Source organism: Pantoea sp. JGM49, from assembly GCF_018257655.1.
Lineage (GTDB): Bacteria > Pseudomonadota > Gammaproteobacteria > Enterobacterales > Enterobacteriaceae > Pantoea > Pantoea communis.
Genome location: NZ_JAERJM010000003.1, coordinates 370,032 through 392,611, shown reverse-complemented (window position 1 = coordinate 392,611; position 22,580 = coordinate 370,032). Strand labels below are relative to the sequence as shown.

The window sequence follows — 22,580 nt, the reverse complement described above, 5'->3', positions numbered from 1 at the left end:
AAAAAAAGGCGGATATGATATCCGCCTTTTTGGTGCTTAGCGCTTCAGCGCTTCGCTCAGTTCTTCACGCATGGTCGCCAGCATGGCTTTCACAACGCGTGGGTTACCTGCAACGATGTTACCTGACATCATGTAGCCATGGTTGCCGGTGAAGTCTGTCACCAGGCCGCCCGCTTCACGTACCAGCAGTTCACCCGCAGCGAAATCCCATGGCTTCAGACCGATCTCAAAGAAACCGTCCACGCGGCCAGCGGCCACGTAAGCCAGATCCAGCGCAGCAGAACCGGTGCGACGGAAGTCAGCACATTGAGTGAACAGTTTGCCCACGATGTTGATGTAAGGGGTTGCGTGCTGTTTCAGCTTGAACGGGAAGCCGGTTGCCAGGATGGTGCCATCCAGGTCACGCGCGGTGCTGCCACGCAGACGATAACCATTGAGCTGTGCGCCCTGACCGCGTACAGCGGTGAACAGTTCGTTGCGCATTGGATCGTAGACCACAGCCACTTCGGTGCGGCCTTTGATGCGCACAGCGATAGATACAGAGAAATGTGGTAAACGTTTGATGAAGTTGGTGGTGCCATCCAGCGGATCGATTACCCATTGAATGTCCTGATCATCGCCCGCCAGTTCACCGCTTTCTTCGGTGATGATGGAGTGTTGCGGGTAGGATTTACGAATCACTTCGATAATCAGACGTTCTGCGTCACGGTCAACATTGGTAACGAAGTCGTTGCTGCCTTTCTGGCTGGCTTCGACAGCGTCCGGGGTTTCATAATTCTTGGCAATTAAATTTCCGGCCTTGCGCGCTGCGCGCACGGCGATGTTGAGCATCGGATGCATCGGTATCTCTCGCTGGATGTTAAAGAACGGGTGAAAACGGCGCGGAGTATATCAGGGTGTTCAGCAAATGTCCTGCTTTTATGCTAGGCTACGCGCCATCATTTTCTCACCGCTCACTATTATGCTGCAAAATATCCGAATCGTACTGGTTGAAACCTCGCACACTGGCAACATGGGCTCTGTTGCTCGCGCCATGAAAACCATGGGCTTAACCAATCTTTATCTGGTCAACCCGCTGGTCAAACCTGACTCGCAGGCCATCTCTCTTGCCGCCAGCGCCAGCGATGTAATTGGCGATGCAAAAATCGTGGATACGCTGGACGAAGCGATTGCGGGCTGTAGCCTGGTTGTCGGCACCAGCGCGCGTTCCCGATCGCTGCCCTGGCCGATGCTGGATTCGCGTGAATGCGGTATCAAAAGCGTGGAAGAGGGCCAGCAGGCACCGGTTGCACTGGTGTTTGGTCGTGAACGTGTGGGCCTGACCAACGAAGAGTTGCAGAAGTGCCACTATCACGTCGCCATTCAGGCAAATCCGGAATACAGCTCGCTAAACCTGGCGATGGCAGTGCAGATCATTGCTTACGAAGTGCGTATGGCATGGCTGGATGCGCAGGAGAAAGCCAGCCCACAACCGCAAGAAGAAGAATCCCCTTATCCTTTGGTGGACGATCTGGAGCGCTTCTATCAACACATTGAGAAGATGATGCTGGAGAGCGGCTTTATCCGCGAAGGCACCCCGAGTCAGGTGATGAGCAAACTGCGCCGTCTCTACACCCGCGCGCGTCCGGAACGTGATGAACTCAATATCCTGCGGGGTATGCTGGCTTCGTTCCAAAAGCCTAAAGGTAATAAGGGTAATAGTTGAGTAAAACAGTTGGTTAAATAGTTGAGTAAATTACTTGGTTAAATAGTTGACCGTTTTACTCAGGAATGGCAGACTGGCGTCAATTCATCAGATAGCCCGCCGATACCCGGACGGACGCTTACGAGGTTGTATGCTATGAGACTGACATCCAAAGGACGTTATGCCGTAACCGCTATGCTGGACGTTGCACTGCACTCAAACGAGGGCCCGGTGCCGCTGGCTGACATTTCTGAGCGTCAGGGCATTTCGCTCTCCTATCTGGAGCAGTTATTCTCACGTCTGCGTAAGCACGGTTTAGTGGCCAGCGTTCGTGGTCCAGGTGGCGGTTATCTGTTAGGTAAAGATGCTGGCGCGATTGCCGTTGGCGCGGTGATCACGGCGGTTGACGAATCTGTTGATGCCACCAAGTGCCAGGGCAAAGAAGGCTGCCAGGGTGGCGAGCGCTGCCTGACTCACGTCCTGTGGCGTGACCTGAGCGAACGCATCAGCGAATTCCTCAACAACATCACGCTGGCTGAACTGGTAAACAACCAGGAAATCCTGGATGTGGCAGATCGTCAGAACATGAACGACACTCGCCGCTTCCAGCAGCATCGTATGCAGGAAACCATCAACGTTAATCTGCGTGCTTAATCCGCTCCCCTTCAGCCCTTGCTGTTCACACAGCCGGGGCTGAATCGTGCTATAAAGACGTATGATTTTTTATACGGAGTTTTAGCGCAATGAAATTACCGATCTACCTGGATTACGCAGCGACAACGCCTGCCGATCCGCGTGTCGCCACCAAAATGATGCAGTTTCTTACTTTGGATGGCACCTTCGGTAACCCCGCTTCCCGTTCTCACCGTTTTGGCTGGCAGGCAGAAGAAGCCGTTGATGTGGCGCGCAATCAGATTGCAGAGCTGGTCAATGCCGATCCGCGTGAAATCGTTTTTACTTCCGGTGCCACCGAAGCTGATAACCTCGCCATTAAAGGCGCGGCTCAATTCCATCAGGCGCGCGGCAAACACATTATTACCAGTCAAACTGAGCACAAAGCAGTGCTCGATAGCTGCCAGCAACTGGAGCGTGAAGGCTTCGACGTCATCTATCTGCAACCCGGCAGCGATGGCATTGTCACGCCTGCGATGCTGGAAGCCGCACTGCGCGATGACACGGTGCTGGTTTCCCTGATGCATGTGAACAACGAAACCGGCGTGATTCAGGATATCGCCGCGCTCGGAGCCTTGTGCCGCGCGCGTGACATCCTGTTTCATGTTGATGCCACCCAAAGCGTCGGCAAATTGCCGATTGATGTTGCGGCACTGCCGGTGGATCTGATGTCGTTTTCAGCGCATAAAATCTACGGTCCGAAAGGCATTGGTGCGCTGTGGGTGCGTCGTAAACCTAAATTACAGATCGATGCGCAGATGCACGGCGGCGGTCATGAACGCGGTATGCGATCCGGAACCTTGCCGGTGCATCAAATCGTGGGCATGGGCGAAGCGTATCGCGTTGCACGTGAAGAGATGAGCAGTGAAATGGCGCGTCTCGCAGCCATGCGCCAACGTCTGTGGCACGGCATCAGCCAGTTAGAGAATGTGAATATTAACGGTTCGCTGGAGCAGGGCGCACCGAATATCCTCAACCTCAGTTTTGCTCAGGTCGATGGCGAATCACTGATTATGGCGCTGAAAGATCTGGCGCTGTCGTCCGGTTCTGCCTGTACCTCGGCCAGTCTCGAACCCTCTTATGTACTGCGCGCCATGGGCGTTGAGCAGGAGCTGGCACACAGCTCGCTGCGCTTCTCGCTGGGACGCTTCACTACCGAAGAGGAAATTGACTATGCCATTGAGCTGGTCAATAAAGCGGTAAGCCGTTTACGGGCATTAACGCCCGCCACGTCCCGCTAATTCATGCACCCCTTGCGCCGGTTCTGGCGTAAGGTGACACCTAACGCAAACGGAGCCACGCGATGACAACACAACCGATGACAATTACGCTCAGCTCCCAGGCCGCCGATGCGCGCTGGGGTGAAAAAGCACTGCTGAGCAGCACTGAAAGTGGCATGACCCTTCACCTGACTGGCGCCGATGCGCTGATGAGCATCCAGCGCGCGGGGCGTAAGCTGGACGGTCAGGGGATTCGCCACGTTGCCCTGAGCGGCGAAGAGTGGGATTTAGAGAAGTGCTGGGCATTCTGGCAAGGCTATCGCAGCCCGAAAGGCAAGCGCCAGGTAGAGTGGCCAGCATTAAGCGAAAACGATCAAACTGAATTTGATCGTCGTCTGAAGATCGTTGACTGGGTGCGCGACACCATTAACCTTCCAGCGGAAGATCTGAGTCCGGAACAACTGGCGCACAGCGCGATCGATCTGATCAGCGAAGTGGGCGGTGACGCAGTGAGCTATCGCATCACCAAAGGCGAAGATCTGCGTGAGCAGGGTTATGCCGGTATTCACACCGTGGGCCGTGGTTCAACTCGCGCACCTGTGCTGCTGGCGCTCGACTTCAACCCCACCGGCGATGAAAATGCGCCGGTATACGCTTGTCTGGTCGGAAAAGGCATCACCTTTGATACCGGTGGTTACAGCCTGAAGCAGAGCGCGTTTATGGATTCGATGAAATCCGATATGGGCGGTGCGGCAACGGTAACTGGCGCGCTGGCGCTGGCGATTGCGCGTGGCCTGACCAAACGTGTGAAGCTGTTCCTGTGCTGTGCTGACAACATGGTGAGCGGTAACGCGTTCCGTCTCGGCGACATCATCCGCTATCGTAACGGTAAAACCGTGGAAGTGATGAACACCGATGCGGAAGGGCGCCTGGTGCTGGCTGATGGCCTGATTGATGCCAGCGAGCAAAATCCTGAACTGCTGATCGATGCCGCGACCCTGACCGGTGCCGCGAAAACGGCGCTGGGCAACGATTATCACGCCCTGTTTACCTTTGACGATGTACTGGCGGAATCTCTGCTGGGCAGTGCAACTGGTGAAAACGAAGCCTTCTGGCGTCTGCCGCTGGCGGAGTTCCATCGCAGCCATCTGCCGTCAAACTTTGCCGATTTGAACAACATTGCCAGCCCTGCGCATGCAGCAGGCGCCAGCAGCGCGGCGGCGTTCCTCTCTTACTTCGTTAGCAACTATCAGCAGGGTTGGCTGCACATTGACTGTTCTGCCACTTACCGTAAAAGCGCGGTGGATCAGTGGTCAGCGGGTGCCACCGGTCTGGGTGTGCGCACTATTGCCAATCTGCTGCTGAAGTAAAACCGGCGCGCATCAATGCGAACCCTAAGTCAGGTCGCAGAAAGATGTGTAACCCACGTCAGGCCGCCATTGATGTGCATGCACCTTTCGTCTGGTCGCCATTGATGTGTAACCTACGTCAGGTCGTCGTTGATGTGCATCCTTCATCAGTATTGTGTAGGGTCGTCATTGATGGCGACCGAACAGCGCTTAAGCGGCAAACCTCATGCATGAGCTTGCCGTTTTTTTGGAACTTGATAAATGAGCAATCGTCTTGAAGAGGTGCTAAAGCTGGCCGCCACTGAGCCTGCGCACCGTCCGGAATTCTTTCAACTGCTGCTGGAATCTGACATTTGGGTGCCAGGTGAAAGTCCTGCAGAGCAGTTTGATGCCACTTCGCCCGTGGAATTGCTGCATTGGGAAAAAGAGGGTGGCGGCAGCGTTATCCCGTTCTTCACCTCAGAAGAGGCGATGGGCGAAGCAATTAAAGAAGAGCAGCCTTATCTGCGCCTGCCCGCGCGCACGCTGTTTGAAATGACCCTGGGTGAGAGCTTGTTCCTCAATCCCAAATTACCGGCGGGTAAAGAGTTTTCGCCAGGTGAAATCGCCCATCTGATCGGTGAAGAGGGCAGTGCGCTGAGTCAGCAAACGGTGTTGGAAGGCGGCCATGCCCTGCTTCTGTCGGAAGTGGCTGAACCGCCCGCGCAGATGATTGATTCTCTGACGCAGCTGTTTGCTAAATATAAACAGGTGCGTCGTGCTTACATCGCCAGCATTCGTGAGAATGCTATGGAAGAGCCGAATCTACTGATCGGTATCGAAGCCGATAGCAATATCGATGAGATTATTCAGGCGGCAGGCAGCGTGGCAACCGATACGCTGGCGGATGACGCACCGATTGATATCTGCGAAGTGGTGGTCGACGAGAAAGGCGTCAGCCACTTCTTTACCGCGCACATCACGCCATTTTATGAACGTCGCTGGGGGAGTTTCCTGCGCGACTTCAAAGGCAGTCAGCGGATTATCTAAACATCGCTAGCTGCGGTGCAATTTATTGCGCATCTGACAGCCATTGTCCGGCTTAAGATACGCGCGATAAATCGCGCCGCTACGGATCGCACTTATCTGATCGCGCCGCTACAGATCGCACTTATCGGGTAGCGGCGCAATTTATTGCGCGGTAGTCAAATCATCATTAGCAGGCTCAGAAGTTTGTTCTGCAACCCCCTTCATTGCCATGCTCAGCAGTTTAATCGGCTAGCTAAACTTTATTTCTCAATCGGTAAATCGTCGCGGCTACCCCATTCGCCCCAGGATCCGTCATACAGGGTGACGTCACGCACGCCCAGCGAGGTTAGTGCCAGAATCACCACCACCGCCGTTACACCCGAACCGCAGCTGGCGATAATGGGCTGATCCAATTTAATGCCGGCTTTTTCAAACAAATCGCGCAGTTCAGCCGCCGGTTTCAGCTCGCCGTTCGCCACAAGATTGTTCCACGGCATATTCAAGCTATTCGGGATGTGCCCGCGCAGCAGGCCCGGACGCGGTTCATCCACTTCTGCGTTAAAGCGGTTAGCCGCTCGGGCATCAACGATCTGCGCGCCGCCTTCATGGCTGATCAACAACACATCGGTCAGGCGTTTCACCAGCCCCTGATCGTAATGAGCTTCGAACTCGCCTTCCGGCAGGTTAACTGGGCCTGAAGCGACATCAAAGCCTGCCGCTTTCCAGCCCTGCAAACCGCCCGCCAGAATCGACACATTGACGCAGCCAAAGGCGCGCAACATCCACCATGCGCGGGGTGCAGAGAACAGGTTGCCCTCGTCATACACCACCAGGTGTTTATCCTGATTAACACCCAGTTCGCGCATCGCCACGGCAAAAGCTTCCGGGCGCGGCATCATATGCGGGTAAGCGCTGGTGTGATCGGACAAAGCTTCGATATTGAAATAAGGCGCATCGGGCAAATGCCCTGCCAGATATTCCGCCTGGATATCACGCACCGCTTCCTGACCTGGCGGCAACATGCGCGCATCTAATACCTGCAACGTTTCATCGGTGTAATGCTCTTTTAACCAATCGGCAGAGACAAACAGGGGAGCTGTCATCGCAACAACCTCTTCTCAATCATCAGAAAACGGAAAGGACCAGTGTCCGGGAATGTGAACGCTATCTCAAGGGTATCGTTGCTAAAGTGAGTAGGTTGATGTGAAATTGCGCAGCACACTATTTTAACCTTTGGGGCTGGTGAGGGACTTACCATGGCAAAACGCGTTAATCGACTGCTGCTCAGCGTGCTGATCGGCGGAACACTATTGGGCGGCGCTTTGCTGCCTGCGCAGGCTGAGGATACGCCTGTGGTGCAAAATGCGGCGAAAACGATCTCGGTGATCGACCTTTCCGAGCTGCAACTGGATGGCGCATCAGCACTGGTGCTGAGTTTCAATACTGCCATCGATAGCAAACAGGACTTGAACGCGCGGGTCCATATCAGCGATGAGAAAAGCGGTAAGGTCGATGGCGGCTGGGAACTGGCGCAAAATGGCAAGGCGCTACGCTTCCGCCATCCTGAACCGTCGCGCAAATTAACAGTGACCGTCGATGCCGGCCTCAAGGCCGCCGATGGCAGTACCTTATCCAGCCCTTTCAGCCAGACGCTGACTACCCGCGATATCCAGCCGATGGTGGGTTTCGCCAGCCGGGGATCACTGCTGCCGCTGCGCCTGACGCAGGGATTACCGGTGCTGGCACTCAATGTGAACAACATTGATGTCGATTTCTTCCGGGTGAAAAGCGCCGTACTGGCCGATTTTCTCGCCCTGTGGAATTACGGTAATAACCTGTCGTACTGGGAATCACGCGATTTACTGAAAAATGCCGATCTGGTCTACAGTGGACGTTTTGATCTCAATCCGGCCCGCAACACGCGTGAGAAGATGCAGCTGCCGCTCAGCGATGTGGATGCGCTCAAGCAGCCCGGTGTTTATCTGGCGGTGATGAAACAGGCCGGAACCTACAATTACACACAGCCAGCAACCCTGTTTACGCTCAGTGACATTGGTTTATCGCTGCATAGCTTCCCGGATCAACTGGAACTCTTTACGCAAAGCCTCGCCAATGGCGCACCGCTAGATGACGTCAATGTGCAACTGCTGGACGAGAAAGGCCAACAGCTGGCGAGTGGCACCAGTGACAGCAATGGCCATCTGCGCCTGCCCGCCAACGCCAAAGGCAAGTTGCTGCTGGCAACGCAGAAAGGGCAAACCTCTCTGATCGATCTCAATCGTCCGGCGTTGGATCTCGCCGAATTCCCGATTGATGGTCCGCAGGGTTATGACAAGCAGTTCTTCCTGTTCGGCCCGCGCGATCTCTATCGCCCCGGTGAAACGGTGATCGTTAATGCGCTGCTGCGTGATGCCGATGGCAAGCCGTTGCCGCCACAACCGGTCAAAGCCGAAGTGGTGCAGCCTAATGGTGAAGTCACCCAGACCTTTGTCTGGCAGCCGGAGAACGGTGTGTACCAGCAGCGCTTTGCTCTTCCAGCTTCAGCCATGACCGGTGAATGGACGCTGCGCATCAACAGCGGTGATAACCAGCCGCGTAGCTGGTCGTTCCATGTCGAAGATTTCCTGCCAGAACGTATGGCGCTGGCATTGAGCAACAGCGAACAGCCGCTGGCACCGGACGCCTCAGTGACCTTTGATGTTGAGGGCCGTTATCTGTATGGCGCACCAGCGGCGGGTAATGAGTTGCAGGGGCAACTGTTCCTGCGCCCGGCGCGTGAAGCTGTGGTAGCGCTGCCAGGCTATCAATTTGGCGATATCACTGAAGATCTGAAACGCAGTCTCGATGACGTTGATGAAAAGCTGGATGAGAGCGGCAAACTGCAGCTCAACGTGGAAAGCAGCTGGGCAGAAAGTCATTCGCCGCTCAACCTGATACTGCAAGCCAGCCTGCTGGAAACCGGTGGGCGTCCGGTGACACGTCGCGCGACTCAATCGATCTGGCCCGCGCCTGCACTGCCGGGTATCCGTCCACTGTTTAACAGTGAGTCAGTTTATGACTATCGCACCGATCGTTACCGCGATGAGCCGACTGTACCTGAAAACGGCCTGGCGGAATTTGATGTTGTTTATGCCAATCCGCAAGGCGAGAAACTGGCGGCGCAGGATCTGGATGTGCGCCTGATTCACGAACGCCGTGACTACTTCTGGAGCTTCTCAGACAGCGAAGGTTGGCAGTCGCGTTATGACCAAAAAGATCTGCGGGAAGACGAGCAGCGCATCACTATTGCCGCGGGCGGCAGCCAGAAAATCAGCTTCCCGGTGGAGTGGGGCACCTATCGTCTGGAGGTGCATGCGGGAGAGAACATTGTCAGTAGCGTGCGCTTCAATGCGGGCTACTGGTGGCAGGACAACACTGATGGCACCGGTGCGTTACGTCCCGATCAGGTCAAACTGAAAATTGATAAAAGCGCCTACCAACCGGGTGATACCGCTAAAGTACAGGTGGAATCACCGGCTGCCGGTAAAGGGTATCTGATGGTGGAATCCAGCAGCGGAACGCTGTGGTGGCAGCCGCTCGACGTTCCTGCCGGTGGCACGACCATTGATGTACCGATTAATGAGAGCTGGAAGCGTCACGATCTCTATCTCAGCGCCATCGTGGTGCGTGACGGCGATAAAGCCAACGGCACCACGCCGAAAAGGTCAGTAGGGCTGCTGCATTTGCCGATGGCGACCGAAGCGCGACGTCTCAATCTGGCGATGGATGCGCCTGAAAAAATCCGCCCTGAGCAGACAGTCAAAGTGAAGGTGAAAGCCAGCCGTGAAGGCGGCGAGTTACCTAAGCAGGTTCAGGTCTTGCTGTCAGCGGTGGACAGCGGCGTGTTGAGCATCACTGATTACAAAACGCCAAATCCATGGGACGCGTTCTTTGGCCGTAAGCGTTACAACGCCGATCAATATGATGTCTATGGTCAGCTCATCGAAGGCGGTGGCAAGCTGGCGGCACTGCGCTTTGGTGGTGACGGCGATGATGCCGATGCGCTGTCGCGAGGCGGTAAAAAGCCGGTCACCGATGTGCAGATCGTCGCACAACAGCTGCAGCCAGTCACGCTGGATGCCAACGGCGAAGGCACCATCGATCTCCCGATTCCGGCCTTTAATGGCGAGTTACGCTTGATGGCGCAGGTATGGAGCGCAGAGAGCTTCGGCTCAGCGGAGCGCAAAATGGTGGTGGCCGCGCCGCTCATCAGTGAACTGGCGACGCCGCGCTTTATGGCCAGCGGTGACCAGTCGACGCTGGCGCTGGATCTTACCAACCTGACCGATCAGCCGCAGACGCTAAAAGTCGACGTAACAACGCAGGGTCTGATCGCCCTGAACGGCACTGTCACTTCCAGCGTGCAACTGGCGAAAGGTGCGCGCACGACCTTGCAAATCCCGGTTAAAGCCCAGGGAGCCTTTGGTGAGGGGGCGGTGCAGCTCAACGTCTCCGGCATGAGTCTGCCGGGTGAGACGCTGGAGCCCAGCGAGCGCAAATGGACCATCGGCGTGCGCCCGGCTTATCCCGCCCAAACCCTGAGTTTTGATAATGTGATGCAAACCGGGCAGAGCTGGCAGGTGGTGGCGAGTGCCTTTAGCGGCCTGCAAAAGGATACGCTGACCGGACAGCTGTCACTCAGCAATCGTCCGCCGCTGAATATCGCCAGCTTTATCAGCCAGCTGTATGCCTACCCTTACGGCTGCCTTGAGCAGACCGCCAGCGGCATCTGGCCGTCGGTGTTCACCAACAAAGCGCAGCTGGATGCGCTGGGTATTAAAACCAGCACCGATGAGGCACGCCGGGCATCGATTGCCACCGGTATTGCACGCCTGGCAGGTATGCAGCGTGGTAATGGCAGCTTTGGCTTGTGGAGCAAAGAGAGTCAGGAGGAGTTCTGGTTGACGGCTTACGTCACCGATTTCCTGCTGCGTGCCAGTGAAGCGGGCTACAGCGTGCCGGAAGGGGTGATCAGCCGCGCCGATGAACGCTTGCTGCGCTATCTGCAGGACCCGGCACAAATAGAAACCAGCTGGAGCAGCGATGCCGATGGATTGCGTTTCAGTGTGCAAGCTTACGCCGGGCTGGTATTAGCAAGACAGCAACAGGCGCCGCTCGGTGCATTGCGTGCACTGTACGACAAGCGTGAGCAGGCAAAATCAGGTCTGGCGCTGGTGCAACTGGGTGTGGCGCTGAAACTGATGGGCGATCAACAGCGTGCGCAGTTGGCGCTGGCACAGGGCATAGGGCTGGAGCGCAAACCCAACAGCTGGTTGGGTGATTACGGCAGCCCGGTGCGTGACCGCGCGCTGATTGTTGCGCTCATCACTGAAAACCAACTGCTGCCCGATATGCAGGGACCATTACTGATTGATCTGGCGAAAGCGGTACATGGTCAGCGCTGGTTCTCCACCCAGGAAAACAATGCGCTGTTCCTCGCCGCTCGCACCTTGCAGCAGCACAAAGGTGAACAGTGGCAAGCCACATTGCAGGGCAGAAGTGAGCCGCTGAGCAGCAATCAGACGCTCAATATGGGCATCAGCGAAGATCAGCTACGCCAGGGCTTGTCGGTGAAAAGCGACAATAATTCGCCGCTTTACGGCACGCTCAATGTGGTGGGTTATCCGCAAACAGCACCGTCGCCAATCAGCAACGTGCTGAAGATCACCCGCGAGTATTTCACCCTCGACGGTAAGCCAGCTGACCTCACCAACCTGAAAAGTGGTGAATTGCTGGTGGTGCGGTTGAAAGTGACGGCCAGCGAGCGGGTGAGCGATGCGCTGGTGGTGGATTTACTGCCTGCAGGACTGGAACTGGAAAACCAGAACCTGAGCGATAGCAGCGCCAGTCTGGGCGACAGTGCCGATGCGCTGAAAGAGAGCATGATGGATATGCAGCAAGCCAACATCAAACACATTGAGTTCCGTGATGACCGCTTCGTTGCGGCACTGGCGCTGGATGGCTACACACCAGCCACGCTGCTGTATCTGGCACGCGCGGTGACGCCGGGTAGCTATCGTCTGCCGCCTCCGCAGGTCGAATCAATGTATGTGCCGGAGTGGCGCGCGATTGGCATCACGCCGGAAAAACTGAATGTGCGCTAAGCGGTAATGAAAAAAGGTCATGCACTGAAGCGGTGGCGCTGGCTGCCGCTTTTTTTACTGCTGATGCTCGTCGGTATATGGCTACTGGATCGACTCGATCCCCTGCCGCTGCAGGAAGTGCAACCTGCACGCGTGGTGGTCGCGGAGGATGGCACGCCGCTGTGGCGCTTTGCCGACAAGCAAGGCGTCTGGCGCTATCCGGTGACGCTGGAGGAGGTCTCGCCCGACTATATTCAGGCGCTGCTCACTTACGAAGATCGCTGGTTCTGGCACCATCCCGGCATCAATCCGATGGCGATTGTGCGTGCCATCGGGCAAAACCTGCTGCATCACGGCATTGTGTCAGGCGGCAGCACGCTAACGATGCAGGTAGCGCGATTGATCGACCCACAACCGCGTACGCTGCGTGGTAAGGTGGTTCAGGCCTGGCGAGCGCTACAGCTGGAGTGGCATTTATCCAAGCGTGACATTCTCACACTCTATCTTAATCGTGCGCCGTTTGGCGGCACGGTGGAAGGCATTGGCGCAGCAAGTTGGATGTGGCTGGGTAAGCCGCCATCTCAGCTCACCAAAGGTGAAGCAGCGTTGCTCGCCGTGCTGCCACAGGCCCCGAGCCGTCTGCGCCCGGACCGCTGGCCGCAACGTGCGGATGCGGCGCGCAATAAAGTGCTGGATCGACTGGCAGAATATCAGGTGTGGTCGGCGCAGGATGTGGCGGATATTAAACAGGAAGCGATCTGGTTGCCGCCGCGACAAACGCCGCAAATGGCACCGTTGCTGGCACGCCGCCTGCTGTCGCTCTCTCCCGACAACAAAATTACCTCGACCATCGATGTGTCGCTGCAGCGCGAACTGGAGAGTCTGGCGTCAGCGATGAAAACCCAGTTGCCGCCACGCACCTCGCTGGCGCTGCTGGTAGTGGATCATCAGGATATGAAAGTGCGTGGCTATATTGGCTCGGTGTCATTCAATGACGACAGTCGCTTTGGCCATGTCGATATGATCTCCAGCGTGCGATCGCCCGGATCGGTGCTGAAACCTTTTGTTTATGGCATGGCGCTGGATGATGGCCTGATCCACGGTGAATCACTGCTGCAGGATGTGCCGCGCCGTTTCGGTGATTATCGCCCCGGAAACTTTGACTCCGGTTTTCACGGTCCGGTAAGTGCCAGCGAGGCGCTGGAGCGTTCACTGAACCTGCCAGCGGTGCAACTGCTGGACGCGCTTGGCCCGAAAACGGTGGCGGCGCGCCTGCGCAATGTCGGTCTGAACCTGCGCTTTCCGGCGGGATCCGAACCGAATCTGTCACTGGTGCTCGGCGGCACGGGCGCGCGGCTCGATGACATCGTGGCGGCTTATAGCGCTTTTGCCCGTCAGGGGAATGCCGCGCAGCTGCGCTGGTTGCCCAATCAGCGATTACAAGAGCGACCACTGCTTTCGCCGGGCGCAGCCTGGATTGTGCGACGTATTCTGGCGGGCGAAGCGCTGCCATCCGCGGCCATTCCTGATATTGCACCACTGGCCTGGAAAACCGGCACCAGTTACGGCTATCGCGATGCCTGGACGATTGGCATTACGCCCCGCTATTTAATTGGCGTGTGGGTTGGCAGGCCCGATGCCACGCCGGTTGCCGGTCAGTTTGGCTTTGCCTCTGCGGCACCGGTGATGAATCAGGTTAACAACCTGCTGGCGGGGCATATGCCGCTGCACGGCGTACCGCGCGATCCACGTCCGAAGAGCGTCAGCGCCATGAGTATTTGCTGGCCCGGAGGACAACCTTTGCCGCAGGGCGACGAAAATTGCCGCCAGCGCCGCCAAAGCTGGATACTGAATCAAACCGTGCCGCCGACACTGTTGGCACCCGGTCAGGAAGGGGTGAATGGTTTACGTCAGCGTTATTGGATAAACCCGCAGGGCTTACGCGTGGCTGCCGATTGCCCCGAGGCGCAGAGTCACGAACGTTTGATGTGGCCACTGCCGCTGGAACCCTGGTTGCCGATGGCGGAACGCCGCCAGCAGCGCCTGCCGCCTGTTGATCCTCGCTGCCCACCCTTAAATCAGGGCAGCGCGCCACCGCTCTTGATCACCGGCGTAATTGAGGGGCAGCGTGTGCAGCCGCTGCCAGGCAAAGTGGTATTGGTGCTGCCGGTGGCCGTTCAGGGCGGAAAGGGGGCGCAGCGCTGGTGGTTTTTGAACGGGCAACCGGTGGAACAGAAGGCAGAACAAAACAGTGCGGCGCTGGTGCTCAGCGAACCGGGCCAGTATCAACTGGTGGTGATGGATGAGGCGGGCCAACTGGCATCCGTCTCATTTATTCGGGGTTAGATATCCGCGCATGCCAGATTCTGCGCGTGTTCGCCCCGACAAAAATCAATTATTTTCGATAATTCAACCAATCGGCAATAGGCAACGCCCGATGATGTCCCTATAATCGGCGCGTTTTCTTACCGGGAGCGAATTCCCGGTTTCTTCAGGATGCTAACTAGAGGTCATCATGGCAATCGAACGTACTTTCTCTATCGTTAAACCAAACGCCGTCGCTAAGAACGTGATTGGTGCTATCTACAACCGTTTCGAAAGCGCAGGCTTCAAAATCGTTGGCGCAAAAATGCTGCACCTGACCAAAGAGCAGGCTGAAGGCTTCTACGCTGAGCACAAAGGCCGTCCATTCTTCGATGGTCTGGTTGAGTTCATGACTTCTGGTCCAGTAGTTGTTTCTGTTCTGGAAGGCGAAAACGCCGTTCAGCGTCACCGTGATCTGATGGGTGCAACCAACCCAGACAACGCACTGGCCGGTACTCTGCGTGCTGACTACGCTGACAGCTTCACTGAGAACGCAACCCACGGTTCTGACTCAGCTGAATCTGCTGCACGCGAAATCGCATACTTCTTCGCAGAGAACGAAGTCTGCCCACGCACTCGCTAAGTGCGTTGCTGCCAATGCGGATAAACGACTTTACACCTTTTCATCATCGGTAAAGTCGTTCCCCTGGCATGATGCAGCAGATGTAGTACAATAATGCGCCCTTGTTGAGCCTGGCTCAGCGAGGGCGTTATTTTTTTCCTATTCTTAACCAGAGCCGTAACGTGTAACAACGAGGCCAGAGAACATTATGTCCGAACAGATTGTGACGCCGTCGTCCGCTTCCCCCGTGGATGTTTCCCCAAAAAACGAAAAAATTAACCTGCTGGATCTTAACCGTCAGCAGATGCGCGAATTCTTTTTAGAGATGGGTGAAAAGCCGTTCCGCGCCGATCAGGTCATGAAGTGGATGTACCACTACTGCTGCGATGATTTCGAGCAGATGACTGACATCAACAAAGTGCTGCGTGGCAAATTGATGCAGCGCGCTGAAATCCGTGCGCCGGAAGTAGCGGAAGAGATGCGTTCCAGCGATGGCACTATCAAGTGGGCGATTCGCGTGGGCGATCAGCTGGTCGAAACCGTGTATATCCCGGAAGCTGACCGTGCAACGCTGTGTGTCTCTTCACAGGTAGGCTGTGCGCTGGAGTGCAAATTCTGTTCGACTGCGCAGCAGGGCTTCAACCGTAACCTGCGTGTTTCCGAAATCATTGGTCAGGTATGGCGCGCGGCGAAAATTATCGGCGCGGCGAAAATTACCGGCCAGCGTCCGATCACCAACGTGGTGATGATGGGCATGGGCGAGCCGTTGCTCAACCTGAACAACGTGGTGCCAGCAATGGACATCATGCTGGATGATTTCGGTTTTGGTCTGTCAAAACGTCGCGTGACGCTGTCTACCTCGGGTGTCGTGCCGGCACTGGATAAGCTGGGCGATATGATCGACGTGGCACTGGCGATTTCGCTGCACGCACCGAACGATGCGATTCGTGACGAAATTGTGCCGATCAACAAAAAGTACAACATCGAAACCTTCCTCGCGGCGGTTAAACGCTACATTGGGAAATCGAACGCCAATCAGGGCCGCGTGACCATCGAGTACGTGATGCTGGATCACATCAATGACAGCACCGACAACGCGCATGAGCTGGCTGCACTGCTGAAAGAGACGCCGTGCAAGATTAACCTGATCCCATGGAACCCGTTCCCGGGCGCGCCATATGGCCGTAGCTCCAACAGCCGTATCGATCGTTTCTCCAAAGTGCTGATGGATTATGGGTTTACCACTATCGTGCGTAAAACGCGTGGCGACGATATTGATGCGGCTTGTGGTCAGTTAGCGGGTGACGTTATCGACCGTACCAAGCGCACCTTGCGTAAGAAAATGGCCGGTGAAACCATCTCTGTGAAGGCGCTCTGAAACACGGCGCCTGGTGATACCCACCGGGCGTAAGCCGTGCCAGTCTCTCCTCTCAATGTCAGAGGGAGAGACTGAAATGCACAAAGGATTATCGGCAGTGTTGTTGGCGGGCTTTGTTGTAACCGGTTGTGTCAATCCACCGGTCCAGCAAGGCGCTGCGGATATCAGGCTACAGCTAGGGTTGCACTACCTGGCGGTGAAAGATTTTGCTGCAGCACAGCGTAATTTATTACGCGCTGAGCGGGCCGCACCGCAAGATTATCGTGTGCCGTTGGCGCTTGCGCGGCTGGCACAGGCGCAGCAGAATAGCGCGCAGACCCATTGGCACTACCAACGCGCCCAGCAGTTAGCGCCAGCGAATGGCTACATCGCTAACAATTACGGTGCGTTTCTTTGCGGTTTAAGGCAGTATGGCGAAGCGCATCAACAGTTTAAGCTGGCGATGGCTGCACAGGAAATCGAAGCTCGTCAGGATGCATTTCTGTTTTCGGGCTATTGTTACCTGCAGGCTGGAGAGAGTGCCTCAGCGCGCGAGTCTTTGAGCAACGCGCTGATTGCCGCACCGGAGCAGGGCAGTCAACTGCTTCTGGAAGTGGAAAGGCGGCTTGAACAGCAGGATCGCATGGCGGTTCCGCTGCTATTAGAAGTGTACCACCAGCGTTTGCCCGCAACGGCAGAGAGCCAGTGGTTACAAATACGTTTCGCCGCGCAACAGGGAAACGCTGCTGACGTTACACGTTATGGCGACCGGTTGGCGCGAAGTTTTCCACAATCGATACAGTACCAGCGTTATTTAGCTAATGAATACTGAAGCCACTCAAGAGAATTCTGCAGTACATTCCACAGGTGAACGCCTGCGTCTGGCCCGTGAGCAGATGGGGCTGACTCAGCAAAATGTCGCTGAACGCCTGTGCCTGAAACTTTCTACCGTACGAGACATTGAAGAGGATAAGTCGCCAGCTGATTTAGCTTCGACGTTCTTGCGCGGTTACATTCGTTCTTATGCTCGTCTGGTGCATGTGCCGGAAGATGACCTGTTGCCGATGATGGCGAAGCAGGCTCCCGTGCGCGCGGCCAAAATTGAGCCAATGCAGAGCTTCTCGTTAGGTAAGCGCCGTAAAAAGCGTGATGGCTGGCTGATGATTTTCACCTGGCTGGTGATTTTTGTGGTCATTGGTCTGACCGGCGCGTGGTGGTGGCAAAACCATAAAGCCTCGCAGGCCGATCTGGTCTCAATGGCCGACCAGAATGGCAGCAGCAGCGATAACAGTCAGTCTATTCCGCTGGGTGAAAACAGCACTGACAGCGCGACTGACAGTGATACCAATGCCGCCGGTACGCCGGTGGATAACGGTGCAGGTGCGGTTGCGACACCGAGTACCAGCAACAACGCGGCTTCGGCTGCCAACACCACTGCGCCTGCTACCAGCAGCGATAACGCCGTGGTTTCACCGAGCCAGGCACCGATCGATAACGCACCGCCAGCAGCCACCTCTCCGGCACCTGCCAACAGTGTACCAGCAGGTCAAATGCCGACCAGCAACGCGGCGGTAAGCCAGCCAGCGGGTGACCCAAATGCGGTGGTGATGAATTTCAAAGCCGACTGCTGGCTGGAAGTCACCGACGCTACTGGCAAGAAGCTGTTCAGCGGATTGCAACGTAGCGGCGGTAAGCTCAGCTTGTCCGGAACGGCTCCGTATCGTCTGAAAATTGGCGCTCCGAGTGCGGTTGATGTGCAATATCAGAATCAGCCCGTTGATTTAAGTCGTTTTATCCGTAATAACCAGGTTGCCCGTCTGACGCTGGGTGCGCAATAACGCGCAGCGCGCTTTCCGGGTAATTGTGGAGAGAGAATATGCATAACGAAGCACCCATTATCCGTCGCAAATCAACACGGATTTACGTCGGCAAGGTGCCGGTTGGTGATGGTGCGCCCATTGCCGTTCAGTCAATGACCAACACCCGCACCACGGATGTGGACGCCACGGTTAACCAGATTCGCCAGCTTGAGCGTGTCGGTGTCGATATCGTGCGCGTCTCTGTTCCGACCATGGATGCGGCGGAAGCGTTCAAACTGATTAAGCAACAGGTCAATGTGCCGCTGGTGGCGGACATTCATTTTGACTATCGTATCGCACTGAAAGTCGCCGAATATGGCGTCGACTGCCTGCGCATCAACCCCGGCAATATCGGCAACAACGAGCGTATCCGCCAGGTGGTGGATTGTGCCCGTCATTACAATATTCCTATCCGTATCGGCGTGAATGCCGGTTCACTGGAAAAAGATCTGCAGGAAAAATACGGTGAGCCAACGCCACAGGCGCTGCTCGAATCCGCGATGCGCCATGTTGATCACCTCGATCGCCTCAACTTTGATCAGTTCAAAGTGAGCGTAAAAGCTTCTGACGTGTTCCTGGCCGTTGAATCTTATCGCCTGCTGGCAAAAGCCATCGATCAGCCACTGCATCTCGGTATTACCGAAGCGGGTGGCGCGCGCGCCGGTTCAGTAAAATCAGCGATTGGCCTGGGCTTGCTGCTGGCGGAAGGGATCGGCGATACGCTGCGCATCTCGCTGGCGGCGGATCCGGTGGAAGAAGTCAAGGTCGGTTACGACATTCTGAAATCGCTGCGCATTCGATCACGCGGTATCAACTTTATTGCCTGCCCAACCTGTTCACGTCAGGAATTTGATGTGATTGGGACGGTGAATGCGTTGGAAGAACGTCTCGAAGACATCATCACGCCAATGGATATCTCGATTATCGGTTGTGTGGTGAACGGTCCTGGCGAAGCCACTGTTTCGACCATGGGCGTGACGGGCGGTAGCCGTAAAAGTGGTTTCTACGAGGACGGTGTGCGTCAGCGCGATCGCCTCGATAACGACAATATGATCGACCAGCTGGAAGCACGTATTCGTGCCAAGGCCAGCATGCTGGATGAAAGCCGCCGCATTAACGTGCAGCAGCTGGAAAAATAAGGGATGGTGCGCGCCCGCCGCGTGCCGGTTTGTGATTGAACCTGTGCGGTTTCATCCTCATAAGGTATGATGCCGGACAGGTTTTTTTGTATTAAGAGATTCTAACGTGGCGAAGAATATTCAAGCGATCCGTGGGATGAACGACTACCTGCCAGCGGATACTGCGATTTGGCAGCGTATTGAGGGCACCCTGAAGCAGGTGCTGGCCAGTTATGGCTTTAGCGAAATCCGTTTGCCGATTGTAGAGCAGACCCCGCTATTTAAACGCGCTATCGGTGAAGTCACCGATGTGGTTGAAAAGGAGATGTATACCTTTGACGACCGCAACGGTGAAAGCCTGACTCTGCGTCCGGAAGGCACCGCGGGCTGCGTGCGCGCCGGTATTGAGCATGGTCTGCTGTACAATCAGGAACAGCGTCTGTGGTACATCGGTCCGATGTTCCGCTACGAACGTCCGCAGAAAGGTCGTTACCGCCAGTTCCATCAGATTGGTGCGGAAGTGTTTGGTCTGCAAGGCCCGGACATTGACGCCGAACTGATTATGATGACCGCGCGCTGGTGGAAAGCGTTAGGTATCGCTGAACACGTGAGTCTCGAACTCAACTCTATCGGCTCACTGGAAGCGCGCGCGAACTACCGCGACGCACTGGTGGCCTTCCTTGAGCAGCACAAAGACAAACTGGATGAAGATTGCAAACGTCGTATGTACAGCAATCCGCTGCGCGTACTCGACAGCAAAAACCCTGACATCCAACTGTTACTCAACGATGCGCCGACGCTGAATGAATATCTCGATGAAGACTCACGCGCGCACTTCGACGGGCTGTGCAGCCTGCTGGATGACGCGGGTATCGCTTACACCGTGAACCAGCGTCTGGTGCGTGGCCTCGATTACTACAACCGCACCGTGTTTGAGTGGGTGACCAACAGCTTAGGTTCACAGGGCACCGTGTGTGCCGGTGGACGCTACGATGGTCTGGTTGAACAGCTGGGTGGTCGCGCTACGCCAGCGGTCGGTTTTGCCATGGGTCTTGAGCGTTTGGTATTGCTGGTCCAGGCGGTTAATCCAGAATTTGAACCGACGCGCATTGTTGATGTCTATGTTATCGCTTCGGGGCAGGGCGTTCAGTCCGCTGCGATGCAATTGGCGGAAAAACTGCGTGATGCAGATCCGGCGCTGAAGCTGATGACCAACTTCGGTGGTGGTAACTTCAAGAAGCAGTTTGGCCGTGCAGACAAGTGGGGCGCACGCATTGCGCTGGTGCTGGGTGAAGACGAAGTGAAAGCGGGTCAGGTCGTGATTAAAAACCTGAGCACAGGCGATCAACAAACCGTTGCCCAAAGCGAAGCCGCTGCGACATTGCGCACGCTGCTGCAGTAAACGCAGCACTGCAACAGCCATTTAAAGGAGAGGGATTGCGTGGAAGTTTACAGCAACGAAAACGAACAGGTTGACGCACTGCGTCAGTTCTTTGCGAACAACGGCAAAGCGCTGGCTGTGGGTGTGATCATCGGCATTGCTGCACTGGGTGGCTGGCGTTTCTGGACCAGTCATCAGGATGGTGCGGATAAAGCTGCGTCGGCACAGTATCAACAACTGACCACTGCGATGCAGGCGGATAAGCCGCAAACGCTGGAAGCGGTTGCCGCCTTTGCCAATGAAAATAACAACACTTATGGCGCACTGGCTTCGCTCGATTTAGCGAAACAGTACGTTGAAGCAAATCAGTTAGATAAAGCCATTACGCTGCTTCAGAGCGGGCTGAAAGATACCAAAGATGCCAACCTGCAGGCGGTGATTAACCTGCGTCTGGCACGCATTCAACTGCAGCAAAATCAGGCCGATGCCGCACTTTCAACTCTTAACAATGTTAAGGGTGATGGCTGGACAGCCATTATTGCGGACATTCGTGGCGAAGCACTGCTGAGCAAAGGCGACAAGCAGGGCGCACGTGATGCCTGGAGCAAAGGTGCTGAATCGCAGGCCTCTCCTGCGTTGAAGCAAATGCTGCAGATGAAGATGAATAACTTAAGTTAAGCCAGTCAAGAGAGCGCACATGGAATTACGTAAATACCTGCTGCCAGGGCTGATTTCAGTCACTCTGCTCAGCGGTTGTTCGCTGTTCAGCGGCGAAGAAGATGTAGTAAAAATGGCTCCGCTGCCGAAAGTGGAAAACCAGTTTACGCCACAGACGGCCTGGAGCACCTCGGTGGGTGATGGCGTTGGCGATTTCTATTCCAATCTGCATCCAGCCTGGCAGGACGGTACCGTCTATGCGGCCGACCGCTTTGGCGTAGTGAAAGCCCTGGATGCCAGCAACGGTAAAGAGAAATGGAAAGTCGATCTCTCTGAGAAAACCGGCTTCTTCTCGAAAAACATCTCAGCTCTTCTCTCTGGCGGTATTACCGCTACCAGCGATCGCATTTATATCGGCAGCGAGCGCGGCCAGGTCTATGCACTGAACAATAACGATGGCAGCATCGCCTGGCAGACGAAAGTCGCCGGTGAAGCGATGTCGCGTCCAGTTGTGAGTGATGGCCTGGTACTGATCCACACCAGCAACGGTATGTTGCAGGGGCTGGACCAGAGTACTGGCGCGATCAAATGGAGCGTCAACCTCGATATGCCTGCGCTGTCACTGCGCGGTGAATCTGCACCGACTGTGGCATTCGGTGGTGCGATTGTCGGTGGTGACAATGGCCGCGTGAGTGCAGTAATCATGAACCAGGGGCAGTTGATTTGGCAGCAGCGTATTTCGCAACCAAGTGGCGCCACAGAGATTGATCGTCTGAGCGATGTGGATACGACGCCGGTTGTGGTTAACGGTGTGATCTATGCGCTGGCTTACAACGGTAATCTGACCGCGCTGGAACTGCGTTCAGGCCAGATTCTGTGGAAACGCGAAATCGGCGGCGTGAAAGACATGGTGGTTGATGCGGGTCGTATTTACCTGGTCGATCAGGATGACCGCGTGATTGCGCTCAATGCCGACGGTGGCGTGGCCATCTGGCGCCAGAGCGATCTGCTGCATCGCAACCTGACTTCACCAGTGCTGTTTAACGGTTATCTGGTGGTTGGCGATAGCGAAGGTTATGTGCACTGGATTAACACCCTTGACGGGCGCTTTGTTGCGCAGCAGAAACTGGACAGCGATGGCTTCCAGACTGACCCGGTGGTTGCCGGTGACAAGCTGCTGATCCAGGCGAAGGGCGGCGAAGTTTACGCCATCACTCGTTAAGATTG

17 protein-coding genes are annotated in these 22,580 nt (G+C 55.8%); 15 read left to right on the top strand and 2 right to left on the bottom strand.

Features of this window, described 5'->3' with window-relative positions; genetic code table 11:
• Positions 1-36: 36 nt before the first annotated feature.
• A complete protein-coding gene (gene suhB / locus JK231_RS07865; RefSeq protein WP_058959149.1) occupies positions 37-840 on the bottom strand; it encodes an inositol-1-monophosphatase in 804 nt (267 codons plus the stop codon).
• A 121-nt stretch (positions 841-961) separates the two neighbouring features.
• Between suhB and trmJ the strand changes: the two genes are divergently transcribed.
• The 5 genes from trmJ to sseB all read left to right on the top strand — a co-directional run bounded on the left by trmJ (position 962) and on the right by sseB (position 5,954).
• The gene (trmJ, locus tag JK231_RS07860; RefSeq protein WP_211728331.1) at positions 962-1,705 is read left to right on the top strand and encodes a tRNA (cytosine(32)/uridine(32)-2'-O)-methyltransferase TrmJ; all 744 of its coding nucleotides are present in this window, start codon (positions 962-964) and stop codon (positions 1,703-1,705) included.
• A gap of 135 nt (positions 1,706-1,840) precedes the next feature.
• On the top strand, positions 1,841-2,338 hold the full coding sequence (gene iscR, locus JK231_RS07855; RefSeq protein ID WP_034825654.1) for a Fe-S cluster assembly transcriptional regulator IscR: 498 nt from the start codon (positions 1,841-1,843) through the stop codon (positions 2,336-2,338).
• Between the two features lie 89 nt (positions 2,339-2,427).
• A complete protein-coding gene (locus tag JK231_RS07850) occupies positions 2,428-3,597 on the top strand; it encodes an IscS subfamily cysteine desulfurase (RefSeq protein ID WP_211728316.1) in 1,170 nt (389 codons plus the stop codon).
• 62 nt (positions 3,598-3,659) lie between these two features.
• Complete coding sequence (gene pepB / locus JK231_RS07845; RefSeq protein WP_097118612.1) at positions 3,660-4,946, top strand: aminopeptidase PepB; 1,287 nt, start codon at positions 3,660-3,662, stop codon at positions 4,944-4,946.
• A gap of 240 nt (positions 4,947-5,186) precedes the next feature.
• Entirely contained in the window at positions 5,187-5,954 is a 768-nt protein-coding gene (sseB, locus tag JK231_RS07840) for an enhanced serine sensitivity protein SseB (protein WP_058959145.1), read from the top strand.
• A 239-nt stretch (positions 5,955-6,193) separates the two neighbouring features.
• Here the strand turns inward: sseB and sseA are convergent, their stop codons facing one another.
• Complete coding sequence (gene sseA / locus JK231_RS07835) at positions 6,194-7,036, bottom strand: 3-mercaptopyruvate sulfurtransferase (protein ID WP_058959144.1); 843 nt, start codon at positions 7,034-7,036, stop codon at positions 6,194-6,196.
• Positions 7,037-7,189: 153 nt separating this feature from the next.
• Between sseA and JK231_RS07830 the strand changes: the two genes are divergently transcribed.
• The 10 genes from JK231_RS07830 (at position 7,190) to bamB (ending at position 22,575) form a co-directional block, all read left to right on the top strand.
• The gene (locus tag JK231_RS07830; RefSeq protein ID WP_211728315.1) at positions 7,190-12,076 is read left to right on the top strand and encodes an alpha-2-macroglobulin; all 4,887 of its coding nucleotides are present in this window, start codon (positions 7,190-7,192) and stop codon (positions 12,074-12,076) included.
• Between the two features lie 6 nt (positions 12,077-12,082).
• Positions 12,083-14,401, top strand: a complete 2,319-nt coding sequence (pbpC, locus tag JK231_RS07825) for a peptidoglycan glycosyltransferase PbpC (RefSeq protein ID WP_211728314.1) — start codon at positions 12,083-12,085, stop codon at positions 14,399-14,401.
• A 169-nt stretch (positions 14,402-14,570) separates the two neighbouring features.
• Positions 14,571-15,002: a nucleoside-diphosphate kinase gene (gene ndk / locus JK231_RS07820; RefSeq protein ID WP_007884899.1), complete on the top strand. Its 432-nt coding sequence runs from the start codon at positions 14,571-14,573 to the stop codon at positions 15,000-15,002.
• 187 nt (positions 15,003-15,189) lie between these two features.
• Positions 15,190-16,359 (top strand): bifunctional tRNA (adenosine(37)-C2)-methyltransferase TrmG/ribosomal RNA large subunit methyltransferase RlmN, encoded by a 1,170-nt coding sequence (locus JK231_RS07815; RefSeq protein ID WP_211728313.1) that lies wholly within the window; start codon positions 15,190-15,192, stop codon positions 16,357-16,359.
• Positions 16,360-16,435: 76 nt separating this feature from the next.
• Positions 16,436-17,170 (top strand): type IV pilus biogenesis/stability protein PilW, encoded by a 735-nt coding sequence (pilW, locus tag JK231_RS07810; RefSeq protein ID WP_097118608.1) that lies wholly within the window; start codon positions 16,436-16,438, stop codon positions 17,168-17,170.
• Positions 17,160-18,176, top strand: coding sequence for a cytoskeleton protein RodZ (rodZ, locus tag JK231_RS07805; protein WP_038645413.1), 1,017 nt, complete (start codon positions 17,160-17,162; stop codon positions 18,174-18,176). The genes pilW and rodZ overlap by 11 nt, the downstream gene beginning before the upstream one ends.
• Before the next feature lie 38 nt (positions 18,177-18,214).
• Positions 18,215-19,336 (top strand): flavodoxin-dependent (E)-4-hydroxy-3-methylbut-2-enyl-diphosphate synthase, encoded by a 1,122-nt coding sequence (ispG, locus tag JK231_RS07800; RefSeq protein ID WP_034825671.1) that lies wholly within the window; start codon positions 18,215-18,217, stop codon positions 19,334-19,336.
• Between the two features lie 106 nt (positions 19,337-19,442).
• The gene (gene hisS, locus JK231_RS07795) at positions 19,443-20,717 is read left to right on the top strand and encodes a histidine--tRNA ligase (protein ID WP_097118606.1); all 1,275 of its coding nucleotides are present in this window, start codon (positions 19,443-19,445) and stop codon (positions 20,715-20,717) included.
• 39 nt (positions 20,718-20,756) lie between these two features.
• A complete protein-coding gene (locus JK231_RS07790) occupies positions 20,757-21,374 on the top strand; it encodes a YfgM family protein (RefSeq protein WP_045814917.1) in 618 nt (205 codons plus the stop codon).
• A 19-nt stretch (positions 21,375-21,393) separates the two neighbouring features.
• Positions 21,394-22,575 carry an outer membrane protein assembly factor BamB gene (gene bamB / locus JK231_RS07785; RefSeq protein WP_211728312.1) on the top strand — a complete coding sequence of 394 codons (1,182 nt, stop codon included), beginning with the start codon at positions 21,394-21,396 and terminating at the stop codon, positions 22,573-22,575.
• Positions 22,576-22,580: the final 5 nt, after the last annotated feature.

Coding starts and splice junctions, on each gene's coding strand:
- pepB (WP_097118612.1), top strand. CDS start 3,660: ATGACAACACAACCGATGACAATTACGCTCAGCTCCCAGGCCGCCGAT.
- rodZ (WP_038645413.1), top strand. CDS start 17,160: ATGAATACTGAAGCCACTCAAGAGAATTCTGCAGTACATTCCACAGGT.
- JK231_RS07830 (WP_211728315.1), top strand. CDS start 7,190: ATGGCAAAACGCGTTAATCGACTGCTGCTCAGCGTGCTGATCGGCGGA.
- sseA (WP_058959144.1), bottom strand. CDS start 7,036: ATGACAGCTCCCCTGTTTGTCTCTGCCGATTGGTTAAAAGAGCATTAC.
- trmJ (WP_211728331.1), top strand. CDS start 962: ATGCTGCAAAATATCCGAATCGTACTGGTTGAAACCTCGCACACTGGC.
- JK231_RS07850 (WP_211728316.1), top strand. CDS start 2,428: ATGAAATTACCGATCTACCTGGATTACGCAGCGACAACGCCTGCCGAT.
- iscR (WP_034825654.1), top strand. CDS start 1,841: ATGAGACTGACATCCAAAGGACGTTATGCCGTAACCGCTATGCTGGAC.
- ndk (WP_007884899.1), top strand. CDS start 14,571: ATGGCAATCGAACGTACTTTCTCTATCGTTAAACCAAACGCCGTCGCT.
- JK231_RS07815 (WP_211728313.1), top strand. CDS start 15,190: ATGTCCGAACAGATTGTGACGCCGTCGTCCGCTTCCCCCGTGGATGTT.
- sseB (WP_058959145.1), top strand. CDS start 5,187: ATGAGCAATCGTCTTGAAGAGGTGCTAAAGCTGGCCGCCACTGAGCCT.
- bamB (WP_211728312.1), top strand. CDS start 21,394: ATGGAATTACGTAAATACCTGCTGCCAGGGCTGATTTCAGTCACTCTG.
- pilW (WP_097118608.1), top strand. CDS start 16,436: ATGCACAAAGGATTATCGGCAGTGTTGTTGGCGGGCTTTGTTGTAACC.
- pbpC (WP_211728314.1), top strand. CDS start 12,083: ATGAAAAAAGGTCATGCACTGAAGCGGTGGCGCTGGCTGCCGCTTTTT.
- ispG (WP_034825671.1), top strand. CDS start 18,215: ATGCATAACGAAGCACCCATTATCCGTCGCAAATCAACACGGATTTAC.
- suhB (WP_058959149.1), bottom strand. CDS start 840: ATGCATCCGATGCTCAACATCGCCGTGCGCGCAGCGCGCAAGGCCGGA.